Source organism: Duganella fentianensis, assembly GCF_964031615.1.
Classification (GTDB): domain Bacteria; phylum Pseudomonadota; class Gammaproteobacteria; order Burkholderiales; family Burkholderiaceae_D; genus Rugamonas; species Rugamonas fentianensis_A.
The window spans coordinates 28,701-44,722 of record NZ_CAXIQN010000022.1 but is presented as its reverse complement, the minus strand read 5'-3'; the positions used below and the strand labels follow the sequence as shown (position 1 = coordinate 44,722).

General features: G+C 62.8%; 14 protein-coding genes. 7 read left to right on the top strand and 7 right to left on the bottom strand.

All coding sequences use genetic code 11. From position 1 onward, the window contains the following. Window positions 1–227: 227 nt before the first annotated feature. The 7 genes from argS to ABNT42_RS17280 all read left to right on the top strand — a co-directional run bounded on the left by argS (window position 228) and on the right by ABNT42_RS17280 (window position 6,644). Window positions 228–1,937 carry an arginine--tRNA ligase gene (gene argS, locus ABNT42_RS17310; protein ID WP_348699034.1) on the top strand — a complete coding sequence of 570 codons (1,710 nt, stop codon included), beginning with the start codon at window positions 228–230 and terminating at the stop codon, window positions 1,935–1,937. A 21-nt stretch (window positions 1,938–1,958) separates the two neighbouring features. Further along, on the top strand, window positions 1,959–2,672 hold the full coding sequence (locus ABNT42_RS17305; RefSeq protein WP_348699033.1) for an SPOR domain-containing protein: 714 nt from the start codon (window positions 1,959–1,961) through the stop codon (window positions 2,670–2,672). Window positions 2,673–2,736: 64 nt separating this feature from the next. Then, window positions 2,737–3,408 carry a thiol:disulfide interchange protein DsbA/DsbL gene (locus ABNT42_RS17300; protein ID WP_348699031.1) on the top strand — a complete coding sequence of 224 codons (672 nt, stop codon included), beginning with the start codon at window positions 2,737–2,739 and terminating at the stop codon, window positions 3,406–3,408. 2 nt (window positions 3,409–3,410) lie between these two features. Beyond that, entirely contained in the window at window positions 3,411–4,268 is an 858-nt protein-coding gene (locus tag ABNT42_RS17295; protein ID WP_348699029.1) for an SDR family oxidoreductase, read from the top strand. Beyond that, window positions 4,265–5,131 (top strand): biotin--[acetyl-CoA-carboxylase] ligase, encoded by an 867-nt coding sequence (locus tag ABNT42_RS17290; protein WP_348699027.1) that lies wholly within the window; start codon window positions 4,265–4,267, stop codon window positions 5,129–5,131. Before ABNT42_RS17295 ends, ABNT42_RS17290 begins: the two co-directional genes overlap by 4 nt. A 1-nt stretch (window position 5,132) precedes the next feature. Next, window positions 5,133–5,900 carry a type III pantothenate kinase gene (locus tag ABNT42_RS17285; RefSeq protein ID WP_348699026.1) on the top strand — a complete coding sequence of 256 codons (768 nt, stop codon included), beginning with the start codon at window positions 5,133–5,135 and terminating at the stop codon, window positions 5,898–5,900. A gap of 24 nt (window positions 5,901–5,924) precedes the next feature. Beyond that, entirely contained in the window at window positions 5,925–6,644 is a 720-nt protein-coding gene (locus ABNT42_RS17280; protein ID WP_348699025.1) for an SPOR domain-containing protein, read from the top strand. A 42-nt stretch (window positions 6,645–6,686) separates the two neighbouring features. Here ABNT42_RS17280 and ABNT42_RS17275 read toward each other — a convergent pair whose 3' ends face one another. From ABNT42_RS17275 to ABNT42_RS17245, 7 genes are all read right to left on the bottom strand, one after another. Then, window positions 6,687–7,811, bottom strand: coding sequence for a septal ring lytic transglycosylase RlpA family protein (locus ABNT42_RS17275; protein WP_348699023.1), 1,125 nt, complete (start codon window positions 7,809–7,811; stop codon window positions 6,687–6,689). A 10-nt stretch (window positions 7,812–7,821) separates the two neighbouring features. After that, window positions 7,822–9,870 (bottom strand): penicillin-binding protein 2, encoded by a 2,049-nt coding sequence (mrdA, locus tag ABNT42_RS17270; protein ID WP_348699022.1) that lies wholly within the window; start codon window positions 9,868–9,870, stop codon window positions 7,822–7,824. Between the two features lie 22 nt (window positions 9,871–9,892). Further along, on the bottom strand, window positions 9,893–11,005 hold the full coding sequence (gene rodA, locus ABNT42_RS17265) for a rod shape-determining protein RodA (protein ID WP_348699020.1): 1,113 nt from the start codon (window positions 11,003–11,005) through the stop codon (window positions 9,893–9,895). Between the two features lie 8 nt (window positions 11,006–11,013). After that, on the bottom strand, window positions 11,014–12,996 hold the full coding sequence (mrdA, locus tag ABNT42_RS17260; protein ID WP_348699018.1) for a penicillin-binding protein 2: 1,983 nt from the start codon (window positions 12,994–12,996) through the stop codon (window positions 11,014–11,016). 15 nt (window positions 12,997–13,011) lie between these two features. Then, complete coding sequence (gene mreD / locus ABNT42_RS17255; protein ID WP_348699016.1) at window positions 13,012–13,524, bottom strand: rod shape-determining protein MreD; 513 nt, start codon at window positions 13,522–13,524, stop codon at window positions 13,012–13,014. After that, on the bottom strand, window positions 13,521–14,882 hold the full coding sequence (mreC, locus tag ABNT42_RS17250; protein WP_348699014.1) for a rod shape-determining protein MreC: 1,362 nt from the start codon (window positions 14,880–14,882) through the stop codon (window positions 13,521–13,523). The genes mreD and mreC overlap by 4 nt, the downstream gene beginning before the upstream one ends. A 91-nt stretch (window positions 14,883–14,973) precedes the next feature. Then, a complete protein-coding gene (locus ABNT42_RS17245; RefSeq protein WP_008445008.1) occupies window positions 14,974–16,017 on the bottom strand; it encodes a rod shape-determining protein in 1,044 nt (347 codons plus the stop codon). Window positions 16,018–16,022: the final 5 nt, after the last annotated feature.

The following is a 16,022-nucleotide window of genomic DNA, read 5'->3' as shown; positions in this document are numbered from 1 at the left end:
CACAAATCACCAAGTAATCGCGCAGTATACAGTAGTGACTCTGCCGTGGCGATGCTGTTGCAGTGCCAACGGGGCGGCAGCGCGGCGCCGCGCCGGGTTCGCTGCGGTGACCCACCGTCGGCAAACCAGTATAATTACCGCTGTTTGGCCGGTGCCAGCGTACCGGCCGTTTTCGCTTCTGGATAGACCAACCCGACCTATTGCGCGGCTAGACCGCCCTATTGCCCATGCTCGCCCAACAAAAACAAGATATCTCCGCCCTGTTCCAGTCCGCTCTGGCCCCTCTGCTGGCCGGCACCGAAGTGGTTGCCAATGTGGTGCTGGAACGCCCGCGCGACCCTTCGCACGGCGACGTCGCCTGCAATATCGCCATGCAGCTGGCTAAACAGCTGAAAATGAACCCGCGCGAGCTAGCCACCAAGGTGGTAGACGCGCTGCTGGCCAATCCGGCTGCCCAGGGTCTGGTGGAATCGGCCGATATCGCCGGCCCCGGCTTCATCAATCTGCGCGTCAGTGCAGCGGCCAAGCAGGCCGTGGTCAAGGCCGTGCTGGCACAAGGCGCCACTTTCGGCAGCGCAGCGGCCGGTGCCGGTAAAAAAGTCATCATCGAATTCGTTTCGGCCAACCCGACCGGCCCGCTGCACGTGGGCCACGGCCGTCAGGCTGCACTGGGCGATGCGCTGTCGTCGCTGTTCCAGTCGCAAGGCTATGATGTGACCCGCGAGTTCTACTACAACGACGCGGGCGTGCAGATCCAGACGCTGGCCAACTCGGTGCAGGCGCGTCTGCGCGGCCTGAAACCGGGCGACGCAGCATGGCCGGAATCGGCCTATAACGGCGACTACATCGCCGATATCGCGGCTGACTTCATGCAGAAGAAAACCGTCTCCGCTTCCGACGGCGCACCGGCCACGGCGTCCGGCGAGGTGGAAGACATCGATTCGATCCGCCAGTTCGCCGTGACCTATCTGCGTAACGAGCAGGATATCGACCTGCAGGCTTTCGGCGTGAAGTTCGATAACTACTACCTCGAATCCTCGCTGTACTCGGATGGCAAGGTCGATGCGGCTGTGGACATGCTCAACAAGTCCGGCAAGACCTACGAAGAAGAAGGCGCGCTGTGGCTGAAAACGGAAGACTACGGCGACGACAAGAACCGCGTGATGCGCAAGAAGGATGGCACCTACACCTACTTCGTGCCGGACGTGGCCTACCACATCGTCAAATTCCAGCGCGGCTTTACTCAGGCCATCAACGTGCAGGGTTCCGACCACCACGGCACCATCGCCCGTGTGCGCGCCGGTCTGCAGGCCGTCAACGTGGGCATTCCGCAAGGCTTCCCTGACTACGTGCTGCACAAGATGGTCACCGTGATGAAGGGCGGCGAGGAAGTCAAGATTTCCAAGCGCGCCGGTTCCTACGTCACCGTGCGCGATCTGATCGAATGGTCGGGTGGCGGCGATATCGCCAAAGGCCGCGATGCCGTGCGCTTCTTCCTGATCTCGCGTAAAGCCGATACCGAGTTCGTCTTCGACGTCGACGTAGCGCTGAAAACGTCGGACGAAAATCCCGTGTACTACGTGCAGTACGCCCACGCCCGTATCTGCCGCATGCTGGAACAATGGACCGGCAACGAAGCGGAACTGGCCAATGTCGATCTGTCGCCACTGACGGCGCCGACCGAAGCAGCCCTGCTGGCCACGCTGGCCGCCTATCCGGAAACGCTGGCCCGTGCCCAGGCCGAACTGGGCCCGCACCAGATCGCCTTCTACCTGCGCGATCTGGCCGCCAACCTGCATAGCTTCTACTTCGCCGAGCGCGTGCTGGTGGACGACGAAGCGCTGAAAGCGGCCCGTATCGCGCTGATGGTGGCCACTCGTCAGGTACTGCGCAACGGTCTGGCACTGATCGGTGTTTCGGCCCCGAACAAGATGTAATTACGGAGGATGTCCCGCACCATGAGTTTCCCATCCCGTCTTCCTGCCCGCGCACGCCAGCGCGGCAACACCATCATCGGCATCGTCATCGGGCTGGTCATCGGCCTGTCGATCGCCGTGGTGGTGGCACTCGTCATCAACAAGGGTGCTACCCCGTTCACTGACAAGGGGCGCAGCAGCAAGACGGCGGAGCCGACGGCGGGACAGACGGCCGATCCGAACAAGCCGATGTATGGCAACAAGGATGCGGCACGCGAAGCGGCGCGCGACTTTGCCAAGGACGCGCCGAAAGCACCTGCCAGCGATACGCTGCAATCGGTGGTGGACAAGATACAGGGCGCGGTAACGCCAACGACGCCGACAGCGCCAACCGCTCCGACGGCGCCAGCAACCGCGCAAGCTCCCGTAATTGATAAGAGCAAGCCAGCCACCACGCCAGCGGCAGCCAATGTGGCGCCGGCACCGGCGGCTAAGGTGGCGGCCGATAGCGGCGACGAAAAATACATCTACTATCTGCAGATCGGCGCCTTCCGCGAAGTGAGCGACGCCGAGAGCGCGCGCGCCAAACTGGCGCTGCTGGGCTTCGAGGCCAATGTCTCGGACCGGGCCACCGATAACGGTGTGCTGCACCGCGTGCGCATGGGCCCCTTCAATCAGGTGGAAGCCATGAACAAGGTGCGCAGCAAGCTGTCGGAAAACGGCATCGATGTGGCCGTGGTGCGCAACCAGAAATAAGCTCGTAACAATAAGCTCGTAGCAATTCGTCGGAATTTAACCTTCTTGTATCAGGAGTAGTTCTATGCGTTTGATGAAATGGCTGGCAGGTGCTGTGATGCTGGGTGCCGTGGCGATGGCGAGTGCCTCGCCGGCAGACCCGAAAAATGGCGTGGAATACCGCACGCTGGCGCAGCAGCAGCCGGTGGAAGCGGGCAAGAAAATCGAAGTGCTGGAGTTCTTCGATTACGCCTGCCCGCACTGCCACGCGTTTGATCCCGACCTGAGCGCATGGGTGAAAAAACAGGGCGATAACATCGTCTTCAAGCGCATGCACATTTCCCGTCAGGGCACCGACCTGCCGCAGGAAAAAATGTACTTCACGCTGATCGCCATGGGGCTGATGAATGACGCCATGCACAGCAAGATCTTTCAGGAGATGCACGTCAATCGCAACCGCATGAACCGCGATGAGCTGGTGTTTGACTTCATCGCCAGGCAGGGCATCGACAAGCAGAAATTCATCGATACCTACCGCGGCTTCGGCGTGGCGGGCAGCGTGCGCCGCTCGATTTCCATGATGGATGCCTACACGGTCGATTCGTGGCCGCTGATCGCCATCGACGGCAAATACATCACTTCGCCCACCATGGCCAACGAAGGCAGCAAGAGCGCCAGTTCGGAAGCCCAGCTGCACGCGCAGGCGCTGCAGGTGATGGATCTGCTGGTCGCCAAGGCCAAAGCGGAAAAGAAATAAGCATGACCATACGGGGCGCCGCGCCGGATCGGGTTTTCATCACCGGCGCTTCCAGCGGCATAGGCGCGGCACTGGCCGCTGAATATGCTGCGCAGGGTGCAACCTTAGGCCTGCTGGCCCGCCGCAGCGCCGTGCTGGACCAGCTGATCGCCAGCCTGCCTAACCCCGAGCGGCACCGCGCCTATGCGGTCGATGTGCGCGACCATGCGGCGATTGCGGCCGCCGCGCAGGATTTCCTCAACCATGCGGGCGGCATCGATGTGGTGGTGGCCAATGCCGGCATCTCGGTCGGCACGCTGACGGAATTTTCCGAGGATATCCCCGTATTCGAAGCCGTGATCGCCACCAATGTGGTGGCCACGGCCGCCACCTTTGCGCCCTTCATCCCTGCCATGAAGGCGCAGGGGACGCCGGCGCGGCTGGTGGGCATAGGCAGCGTGGCCGGCATACGCGGCCTGCCCGGCGCAGAAGCGTATAGCGCCTCCAAGGCGGCCGTGATCAGCTATTGCGAATCGCTGCGGCTGGAACTCAAACGGCACGCGATCCGCGTGGTCACCATCTGTCCCGGCTACATCGATACGCCGATGACGCAGATTAATCCCTATCCCATGCCCTTCCTGATGCCGGTCCAGCAGTTCGCCCGCAAGGCCGTGCAGACCATAGCGCGTGGCAGCAGCTATCGGGTGATCCCATGGCAGATGGGCATCGTCGCCAAGCTGCTGCGCATGCTGCCCAACTGGCTGTACGATCTGGCTTTCGGCAACGCACCGCACAAGCCACGCAAGCCGCATACGCAACATACGCAACATACGCAACATACGCAACATACGCCAAATACGCCGCACAAGGGTGCAGCATGACGCCAGCGCATACGGCAGTAGCTACAGCGCTGCAGCAGGGCGATGCGGCAGCCATCAGCGCCGCCTGCGCCAGCAGTGCCAGCCATGTCACCATCGAAATCGTCGAGCAGACCGGCTCCACCAATGCCGATCTGCTGGCCCGCATCGATACGCTGGCCGGCCCTACCCTGCTGATCGCGCACCAGCAGACTGCGGGACGGGGCCGCGCCGGCCGTAGCTGGCTGTCAGCGCCCGGTGCCGCGCTGATGTTCTCGCTGGCGTGGCGCTTCCAAGGCCCGCTGCATCGCATGTCCGGTCTGCCCATGGCGGTCGGTGTGGCACTGGCCGAAACGCTAGGCAGTCTCGGCGTGCCGGTGCAGATCAAGTGGCCCAACGATCTGCTACGCGACGGCGCCAAACTGGCCGGCATACTGGTAGAAAGCCAGGCAGCGAAACGCGCTACGGACGGCGCCATCTGGGCCGTGATCGGCGTGGGCCTGAATCTGCTGATGCCGGACCAGCTGGAAGCGCAGATCGGCCGCAGCGTGGCAGCAGCGCCATGGCTGGCGCAGATGCCGCGCCAGCAGCTGGTGGCAGCCTTGCTCAGCCGGCTGGCCGCCGTGCTGGCCGAATTCGACGATACCGGCTTTGCACCATTTTGCGAGCGCTGGAATGCGCTGCATGCGTGGCATGGGCGCGAGGTGGTGATACTCGACCATGATCAAGTGCTGCAGCAAGGACGCGCAGCGGGGGTGGATGCCATCGGCCGCCTGTTGCTCGATACGCCGGCCGGACGGGTGGAAGTCCTGTCCGGTGATGTCTCGCTACGGCTACACCCTGCCAGCGCGGGCGCGACAACACCCAACGCCAACCATCCGGAATAATATGATATTACTGATAGACGCAGGGAATACGCGGGTCAAATGGGCGCTGGTCGAAAACGGCGCCGCGCTGGGCACATGGTTCGCCCATGGTGCGGTCAGCCATGCCGATCTGCCGCAACTGGAACTGCATCTGCACGATGCCGTGGCCGAACATGGGGTCGATCGCATCATCATCGCCAACGTGGCCGGCAATGCCTTGCGCGTGCAGCTGGAATACGTGCTGCAGCGGACCTTCCCCGCCATGCTGCTGCCCGAACAGACCATTAGCTGGTTCGCTTCGGTGGCCGAGCTGGCCGGCCTGCACAACGGCTACCGCAATCCCGCCCAGCTGGGCTGCGACCGCTTTGCTGCCGCCATCGCCGGCCATGTGCTGGCGCGCGGGCGCGCCGTGATCGTGGCGAACTGCGGCACGGCCACCACCATCGATGCCGTCACGGCCGATGGCCGCTTCCTGGGCGGGATGATCTTGCCGGGTCTGGGTCTGATGGCCAGTTCGCTGGCGCGCAACACCGCGCAGTTGCCGCAGATCGCGCAAGACGGTAAGCTGCCGGATGGATTTGCCGACAACACCGACGATGCCATTCTGAGTGGCTGTCTGGCGGCGCAGAGCGGCGCCATCGAGCATGCGTTCCAGCGCCATCAGGCAGTCGAATGCATACTCTCGGGTGGCGCGGCCCAGTTCATCGCGCCCATGCTCACCGTGCCATATCGCTCGGTAGACAACATCGTTCTGATCGGCCTGCACGCTGCCAGTGGCAGCGCCGCTTAAGATGTCATTCTCGAGGAAAGCGTCGTGCTGAAATTTATTTTCTGGTCGCTGTTAGCAGTCAATGCCGGGCTGTACGCCTATGGCCAAGGTTATCTGGGCCATTTCAGCGGCAACGAACGCGAGCCGCAGCGACTGAGCAACCAGCTCAATGCCGATAAGCTGGTGATCATTTCGGAAGAGAAGGCTAATAGCGCCAATAATGCCAATAGTGCCAGCAGCGCCAGCGCTGCTGCGGGCGCTGCGGCCAGTACGGCGGCCGGCGCCAAAGCGGCACCGGAAATTCTGGCCTGCGTGGAGATCGCCAGCTTTGTGCTGGCCGATGCGCGCCGCTTCGAAACCGTACTGGCACCGCTCAAACTGGGCGACCGCCAGCTGCGCCACAACCTGCCCGGCAGCGAAGTTTCCAGCTATGTGGTGTACATGCCGCCACAGGGCAGCAAGGAAGGCGCCGAGAAGAAGGCGGCCGAACTGCGCGCGCTGGGCGTGCGTAACTACTTCATCATGAGCGATAACACGCCTATGCGCTGGGCTATTTCGCTGGGCGTATTCAAAACCGAAACGGCGGCACAGAACCAGCTGGCGGCGCTGAGCAAACAGGGCGTACGTACGGCCAAGATTGCACCGCGCATGAGCGGTAGCAAGCTGCTGTCGTTCCAGTTCCGCGAAGTCGATCCCGATCTGAAGGTACGCCTCGAACAGCTGCGCAGCAGCTTCCCCGGCACCGAAATGCGCAGCTGCAAATAACCCATCGGCAGCGCGACCCGGCTGGCTCTGCGCGTGGCTAGGCTAGCGCTGGATCACGATCGGTTTCAAGTTCAGCGTAGCAGGCAGACTGCGCGCCGCCTGCAGGGCCTCCTGACGACTTGCGAACGGTCCCGTGTAGAGCCGGTGCACGGCGCCATTCTTTACCACTTCCAGCCCGCTCAGACCTGTGCCTTGCAGTTTGCTGCGCACTGCTTCGGCATTCTCGGCACGCGCATAAGCGCCTAGCTGCAGATAGAAATTGGCCGCGACCGGCGCTGCGGCTTCACCTTCGGCAGGAGCGCGGTCGTCACGCATCAGCGCTTCGATCTCGCTGGTATTGGCCGGCGCCGATGTCCCCAGCGTGGTGGCCGCCGTCAGCAGCAGCGGCGGGCCAGCATCGCCCCGCCCCAGCAGGCCGGCACCGGCGCTGTTGCGCGCCGCCTGCGTCGCCAGTCGGGGCGGCACGGTGGTGGATACGCCGCCACGGGTTGCCAGCATGCGGTCCACTTCGTCCGGCAGGATGCGTTCGATCTGCAGTTCGTGGCTGCCTTTGCCGAGCAGGCCCAGTTTCAGCGCCGCCGTGTAGGACACGTCGATGGCGCGGTTGGCATGGAACGGGCCGCGGTCGTTGATGCGCACGATCACCACGGCACCGCTGACCAGATTGGTCAGGCGGGCATAGGATGGGATCGGCAGGATGGGATGCGCGGCCGTCATCTTGTACATGTCGTACAGTTCGCCGGACGAAGTGCGCTGGCCGTGGAATTTTTTGCCGTACCAGCTGCCTACGCCAATCTGGGTGTAAGGCTTGTTATCGGTGATCGGCGTATAGGTCTTGCCGAATACGGTGTAGGGACGGTTGGAAAACGGCAGCAGCGGGTCGTTGCGCACTTCGGCATCGGGCACGTTTTCCAGATCCGCTGGCGGCGAGTCGCCGGGGCCATCATCCTGATAATAGCCGCCACGGCCGGAATTGGCCGGTGGCAGATCCGGCAGGCCCGTGGCCGGCTTGCTGGCCGCAGGAGCGCGCAGCACGGGCGCGCTAGCGGCTGGTGGACGTGGCGTGCGGGCGCTCTCGCTCACCAGCGGCGCCGTGTTACAGCCGGCCAGCGCCAGCAGGGCCAGCGCGGCCAGCCATGTGAGGATACGACTCCGGTTGTCACGCATGTCTGTCTCCTTACGGTTTTTTTCGGGCCGGCGCCGCGCCTGCTGCCGCTGCGGGCGCAGGCGACGCTGGTGCCGGCGATGCGACAGGCTGCGCCGACTGGCGCTCCTGCTCGGCCGCTGCGGCCTGCTGTTCCAGCAGCTCGCCTTCCACCGGCACCACTGCCACGGCATCTTCACGCGCCACTTTGGTGGTATCTTTTTCTGCCGGACGTTTGCCCAGCAAATAATAGTCTATCGCTTTACGCGCAATCGGTGCCGCTTCCAGCCCGCCTTTACCGGCATTTTCAACCACCAGTGCCAGTGCGATACGGGGTTTGTCGGCCGGCGCGAAGGCCGTGAACAGCGCATTATCGCGCAGGCGTTCGGCCAGCTTGGCGGCATTGTATTTGTCGCCCGATTTAATCGTGATCACCTGCGCCGTGCCGGTCTTGCCGCCCACCGTGTAGCCGGCACCGCTAAAGGCGCGGAAGCCGGTGCCGCCCGCTTCGCTGGTGACGCCCACCATGGCGCTCTTGATGAAGTCGATATTCTCCTGCTTGAGCGGGATGCGATAACTCTCCTTGGGCACCGTCAGCGAGCGGGTGCGGGTGGCGCCGTGCTCGATAATCTTGACCAGATGGGGCTTCATCACCACACCATCGTTGGACAGGTTGGCCACGGCGTGAGCGATCTGCAGCGGGGTATAGGCGTTGTAGCCGGAACCGTTGCTGACCGAGATGGTGTCGCCGCCCACCCACTTGCCGGCTGCACCTTTGAAGCGCTTGCGCTTCCATTCCTGCGATGGCAGCACGCCGGTCTTTTCGTTTTCCAGATCGATGCCGGTCAGCTGGCCGAAGCCGAACGGTTTCATGAAGTCATGGATCATGTCTATGCCCATGTCATGCCCCAGCACGTAGTAATAGGTATTGCACGAGACGATGATGGACTTGCGCATATCTACCGCGCCGTGGCCGCCCACCAGATCGTCGTTGAACTTGTGGCCACCGAGGTAGTAGAAGCCGGGATCGGGCGTGGTCTGCGTCGGCGTGCGCTTACCCAGTTCCAGCGCGGCCAGCGCCATGAAAGGTTTGAAGGTGGAGCCGGGCGCATAGGTGCCGGACAGGGGGCGGTTCACCATGGGCCGGTCGAGCGAGTTATTCAATTCGTTCCAGCTGGCCGTGTCGATGCCGTCGACGAATAGATTGGGGTCGTAGCCGGGCCGCGAGACATAGGCCAGAATGTCGCCGGTCGATGGTTCGATCGCCACCAGCGCGCCACGCCGTTCGCCAAACGCTTCTTCCACCACTTTCTGCAGTTCGATATCGATCGACAGGATCAGATTACTGCCCGCCACGGCCGGCTTGCGCGACAGCGTGCGGATGGCGCGTCCGCGCGAAGTCACTTCCACTTCCTCGTAGCCGGTCATCCCGTGCAGATGTTTTTCGTAGCTTTTCTCCAGCCCTTCCTTGCCGATGTAGTCGGAGCCGTTGTAGTTGGCACTGTCCTCGCCCTCTTCCAGCGCTTTGGCTTCGGCCCGGTTGATGCGGCCGATGTAGCCGATCACGTGCGAAGCCGTTTCTCCCAGCGGGTACTGGCGGAACAAGCGGGCTTGCACTTCCACCCCGGGGAAGCGGAAACGCTGTGCCGTGAAGCGCGCCACTTCTTCGTCGGACAGGCGGTTGCGCAGCGGCACGCTTTCGAAATTCTTGGACTCTTCCAGCAGCTTGCGGAAGCGCTTGCGGTCTTTGAGTTCTACCGTCACCAGCTGGGCCAGCTGGTCGATCACTTCATCCAGCGGCGCGGCCAGTTTGGACGGGGTGATCTCCAGCGTGAAGGCCGAATAGTTACGCGCTAAAACCACGCCGTTGCGGTCCAGGATCAGGCCGCGGCTAGGCACGATGGGCACCAGGGCGATACGGTTTTCATCGGCCTTGGTGGCAAATTCGTCGTGCTTGATCACCTGCAGCCACAACAAGCGTAACAGCAGCAGGCCGAAACACAGTAGCACCAGCGCGCCCAGCACGGTAATGCGGACGCGGAACTGCGCGAGCTCGCGCTCGGTGTCCTTCATCTCTATCATGCTGCTGCGCTCCCGCTAGGCCTCAAGTCTGCACCAGCTTGCGGTGGCGCTGTATGCTCATCAGGATGCCGGCGCCCAGCCCCAGCGTCAGCAGCGCAGTACCGCCATAGCTCATGAACGGCAGCGGCACGCCCACTACCGGCAGGATGCCGCTGACCATACCCATGTTGACGAAGGCATAGGTGAAATAAATCATGGTGATGGCGCCGGCCAGCAGACGGGTGAAGAAGGTCGGCGCATTGCCGGCGATCACCAGCCCGCGGCCGATCAGCAGCAGATACAGCACCATCAGCACCAGATTGCCGGTCAGGCCGAATTCTTCCGAGAACACGGCGAAAATGAAGTCGGTGGTGCGCTCGGGGATGAACTCGAGGTGGGCCTGGGTGCCATGGGTCCAGCCCTTGCCCGTGATGCCGCCCGAGCCGACGGCAATGGTGGACTGGATGATGTGGAAGCCTTTGCCCAGCGGGTCGGAAGTGGGATCGATCAGCGTCATCACGCGCTCGCGCTGGTAGTCGTGCAGCACCGACCAGATCACGGGCAGGCTGGCGGCACCGGCCACCAGCAGCGCCAGCAAGGCCTTCCACGCCAGCCCGGCCAGGAAGATCACGGCAAAGCCGCTGGCCACCACCAGCAGCGCGGTGCCCAGATCGGGCTGTTTGACGATCAGGCCGACGGGGATCGCCAGCAGCACGGCGGCAATCGCATAATGCACCCATTGCAGCTGGCCGGCGCGCTGCTGGAAAAACCACGCCAGCATCAGCGGCATGGCGATCTTCATGAATTCGGACGGCTGGATATCGACCCCCACATGCAGCCAGCGCCGCGCGCCCAGTTTGATGGTACCGAACAGGGCTACGCCCACCAGCAGCGCCACCGCCAGCAGATAGGCGGGAACGGCGATGCGCATCATCATCTGCGGCGAGATATTCGCCACGATCCACATCACCATAAAGGCCAGGAAGATGTTACGCAGCTGGTCTTCCACCTTGCCGGGTATGCCGATGCCGGCCGAGTACAGCGTTACCAGCCCGACCGACAGCAGCGCGGTAATGATCAGGGCTAGCGGTACATCGAATACCGTCAGATACGGACGCAGGCGGCGCCACAGCGAGCGCCTTTCGTTGATTTGCATGGGATACCTTATTCCTTGTTGCCGGGGGTCTCGGCGCCGGGACGTTTTTCGTCGCTCAGGCCTTGCTCGGCCTGCACGTCCTGCACGGAACGCAGCTCGGCGTCCTCGCGCGGTACGGCAGTGGTTTCTTTTTCATGCGGGCGTTTGCCCAGCAGGTAGTAATCGAGCGCCTTGCGCACGATGGGTGCCGCCACGCCAGCACCGAAGCCGCCATTCTCCACCACCACGGCAATCGCGATGCGGGGATTGTCGGCCGGTGCGAACGCCGTGTAGAGCGCATTGTCGCGCAGCCGTTCGGCGATCAGATTGGCGTTGTACTTCTCGTTCTTTTTGATGGCGATCAGCTGCGCCGTACCGGTCTTGCCGCCCGAAGTATAGCCGGCGCCGGCAAATGCGCGCGCCGCCGTGCCGCTCAGGGTCACGCCCACCATGGCATTTTTAATGATGTCGATATTTTCCTGCTTGAGCGGAATACGGTAGCTTTCCTTGGGCACCGTCAGCTTGCGCGTACGGGTAGCGCTGTCTTCGATAATCTTCACCAGATGGGGCTTCATCACCACGCCGTTGTTGGCCAGATTGGCGACCGCGTGCGCCAGCTGCAGCGGCGTGTAGTTGTTATAGCCGTTACCGATGGCGATGGAAATCGTGTCGCCGCCCACCCATTTCTGCGCCGCCGGATTTTTCTTGAAGCGGTTAGCCTTCCATTCTTTGGACGGCAGCACGCCCTGCTTCTCGTGTTCGAGATCGATGCCGGTGATCTGGCCGAAGCCGAACGGCTTCATGAAATCGTGGATGGCGTCTATGCCCATCTCGTTGCCGAGAATGTAGAAATAGGTATCGCAGGATTCGACGATGGCTTTGTACATATCCACCGTGCCATGGCCACCCGGTTTATCGTCGCGGAATTTGTGGCCGCCCAGCGTGAACGAGCCGGGGTCGTAGATGGCCTGACTGGGGGTGCGCTTGTGCAGCTCCAGCGCCGCCAGTGCCATGAAGGGCTTGAAGGTGGAACCGGGCGGATAGGCGCCGGACAGGGGGCGGTTCACCATGGGACGGTCGAGCGAATTATTCAGTTCGTTCCAGCTCTGGCTGTCGATGCCGTCGACGAACAGATTGGGGTCGTAGCCGGGGCGCGAAACATAGGCCAGGATGTCGCCCGTGGCCGGTTCGATCGCCACCAGCGCGCCGCGCCATTCGCCAAAGGCTTCTTCGATCACTTTCTGCAATTCGATATCGATCGACAGGATCAGATTGCTGCCCGGCGTGGCGGGGGTACGCGACAGGGTGCGGATGGCGCGCCCGCCGGCCGATTTTTCCACTTCCTCGTAGCCGGTGATGCCGTGCAGCTGCTTCTCGTAGCTTTTTTCCAGCCCTTCCTTGCCGATATGGTCGGTGCCGTTGTAGTTGGCGGCATCGTCCATCTGGGCGATCAGTTTGGCTTCGGACTGGTTGATGCGGCCAATGAAGCCGATCACGTGGGAAGCGATTTCACCGAGCGGATACTGGCGGAACAGACGCGCCTGCACTTCTACGCCGGGGAAGCGGAAGCGCTGCGCCGTAAAGCGGGCCACTTCTTCGTCCGTCAGGCGGTTACGCAGCGGCACGCTCTCGAAGCCGCGCGATTCTTCCAGCAGCTTCTTGAAGTGCTTGCGATCCTTGGTTTCGATGGTGATCAGCTTGGACAGCTCGTCGATGGTTTCGTCCAGCGTGGCATTCAGCTTGGACGGGGTGATCTCCAGCGTGAAGGCCGAGTAGTTGCGCGCCAGGATGACGCCGTTGCGGTCGAGGATCAGGCCGCGATTCGGTTCGATCGGGACGATGGCGATGCGGTTCTCTTCCGCCTGCGCCACATAGTCGCTGTGCTTGTAGACTTGCAGCCAGATGAAGCGGGCCAGCAGCAGGCCGAAACAGATGAACACCAGCCCGCCCAGCACCGTCAGGCGCAGGCGGAACTGGTAGAGTTCGCGCTGATTGTCCTTGAGCTCAGTCATACTGCCGGTGCGGGATCAGATCGGACGGGTATGGTCGCGGTCCACTGCACGCCGCTGCGGCGCCAGCAGTATCCAGGTCGCCAGTGGCCACAGCACCACCGAGACGGCACTTTCGACAAAATAGAACCAGCCGGGGAATTTGCCCGACACGATGAAACGCACCAGCAGCTGCACCGACTGCGCCATCAGCAGCAGCGGGAACACATGCATGGCCTGGGTCACCAGCGGGAACCACAGTACCCGGCGGTGCAGCATGATGGCGAAGTAGGACAGCAGGGTGTAGGCCAGCGCATTCTCGCCCAGCAGGGTGGAATCATGCACGTCCATCAGCAGGCCCAGACAGAAGGCGGTGCCGATGCCGACCCGGCGCGGCTGGTGGATACCCCAGAACACCAGCACCAGCGCGACGAAGTCGGGCACGCCGATGAAATTCCCCCACGGCAGGAGGTTAAGCAGAAAGGCGCAGAACAGGCTGAAGGCGATGAACATGGGGCTCACCGGCAGCAGGATGTAGTAAGGACGGTTCATCGTACTGGCTCCTTGGCTTTGGCGCGTTCAGGTGCAGGTGCAGGTGCAGGTGCAGGTGCAGGTGCAGCGGCGCGCGGCGCGGCCGCTGCAGCATGGGGCGCAGCCGGTGTGGCGTGCGGCGCGGTCGCTGCGCCAGCGGCGGCAGGTCGTGCTCCCGGTGGCGCGCCTGTCAGCGCGGCGCCAGCGGCCGGAGTGGCGGTTTCCGTCACGCCGGTGGGGACCGCTGCCGGACGTGCCGCCGGCATCACCGGCATGAGGCCGGGGGCAGCATTGTTGGCAACAGGCGTAGCAGCATTGCCCGCCGCAGCGGCTGGCGGCGTGCCGGCGGCTGTGGGAGTGGCGGCGCCGCCAGCGGGAGCGGCTGCGGCTGGCGCGGCGGCAGCACCAGCGGCAGCGACTGGCGCGGCGGCGGCAGCCGCAGCAGCTGCAGCATCGGGCTCCTTGGGCGCATCCTTGATCGGCGCCATCTTGTTATTGTGTTTGCGCAGCTGGCGTTGTTCTTCGTCAGGCGGACGGGGTGGCATGTCCGGCAGCGACAGCAGCACCAGCAGCTGGGTGTTATTCGAAATCCCGCCCAGCGGCTGGCAGATCACGCCGCCGAAGGAGCCGGCTGCGCTGTTTTCCACCTGGGTCACGCGCGCCACTGCCAGACCGGCCGGATATACCCCGTCCAGACCCGAGGTGACGACGATGTCGCCCACCTGGATATCCGCGTTAGGCGCCGTGAAACGCAGTTCCAGCGTACCCGCTTTGCCACGTCCGTAGGCTACGCTGCGCAAGCCGTTGCGCAGCAGCTGGACGGGGATCGCCTGTTCCTTGTCGGTCAGCAGGGTGACTTCGGAGGTGAAGGGAAATACCCGCGTCACCTGCCCTACCACGCCCTGATGGTCGATCACGGGCAGGCCCAGTACCAGCCCTTGCTGGCTACCACGGTCGAGGATGATTTTGCGGCTGTTGACGTCGCGCGCGTCGTACAGGATTTCTGCCAGCATGGATTTGATGGGCAGATGTTCGCGCGCGTCGATCAGGCGGCGCAGCTGGTTGTTTTCCGCTACGCGCTGCTGCGCCTGCTGCAGCAGCAAGGCGCTGGCAATCTGCTGGCGTTTCAGTTCGCGCACCTGTTTTTCCAGCGCGGACAGCGAGGAGAAATAATCACCGACGCCATAGATAGCGTCGCGCGGCATCAGGGCCGCCATCTGCAATGGGTACAGCATGGTGCCGGCAACCTTGCGCACGGTCTGCAGGGTACGCACGCGCGAGTCGGCCAGCAGCAGTGCAATCGAGATGCACGCAAACACCATCATCTTCACCCGGGCCGGAGCACCTTGCTTGAAAAGTGGCGGAGGACTGTATTCCATGACTTCCAGTAATCCGGCGCTCGCGCGCCTACGAGACTAACAACTCAGCACCAAAAACCGGGGCCGCTCACTGCGGCCCCGTCTTGTCGGATCATTCGTAGGAGAAGATCGAGCCCAGTTGGTCCATCCGCTCCAGTGCCATGCCGGAGCCGCGTACCACGCAGGTCAGCGGATCTTCCGCCACCAGCACCGGCAGGCCGGTTTCTTCCATCAGCAAGCGATCCAGATCACGCAGCAGTGCGCCACCGCCGGTCAGCATCATGCCTTTTTCGGCGATGTCGGCGCCCAGTTCCGGCGGGGTCTGTTCCAGCGCGTTCTTCACGGCCGAGACGATGTTGTTCAGCGGGTCGGTCAGTGCTTCCAGAATTTCGTTGGACGAAATCGTGAACGAACGTGGAATACCTTCCGACAGGTTGCGGCCTTTGACTTCCATTTCCTTGACTTCGGAGCCAGGGAAGGCCGAGCCGATGGCTTTCTTGATCGCTTCCGCGGTCTGTTCGCCGATCAGCATGCCGTAGTTACGGCGGATGTAGTTGACGATGGCTTCGTCGAATTTATCGCCGCCCACGCGCACCGAGCCTTTGTAGACCATGCCGCCCAGCGAGATGATGCCCACTTCGGTGGTACCGCCACCGATGTCGACCACCATCGAGCCGGTTGCATCCGATACCGGCAGGCCGGCGCCGATGGCAGCGGCCATCGGTTCTTCGATCAGGTAAACCTGCGAGGCGCCGGCACCCAGTGCCGATTCGCGGATCGCACGGCGTTCCACCTGGGTCGAGCCGCACGGTACGCAGATGATGATACGTGGCGATGGGCGGAAGAATTTCGAGTCGTGCACCATGCGGATGAACTGCTTGAGCATCTGCTCGGTGACGGTGAAGTCGGCGATCACGCCGTCTTTCATCGGGCGGATCGCCTCGATGTTGCCGGGCACTTTACCCAGCATCTGTTTTGCTTCTTTACCAACTGCCTGTATCGTCTTCTTGCCGTTCGGGCCGCCTTCCTGACGGATCGCAACGACCGAGGGTTCATCCAGAACGATGCCCTGACCGCGGACGTAAATCAAAGTGTTGGCCGTGCCCAAGTCGATGGCCAGATCGGTGGAAATATACCTACGTAAAAAACCAAACATGTGTG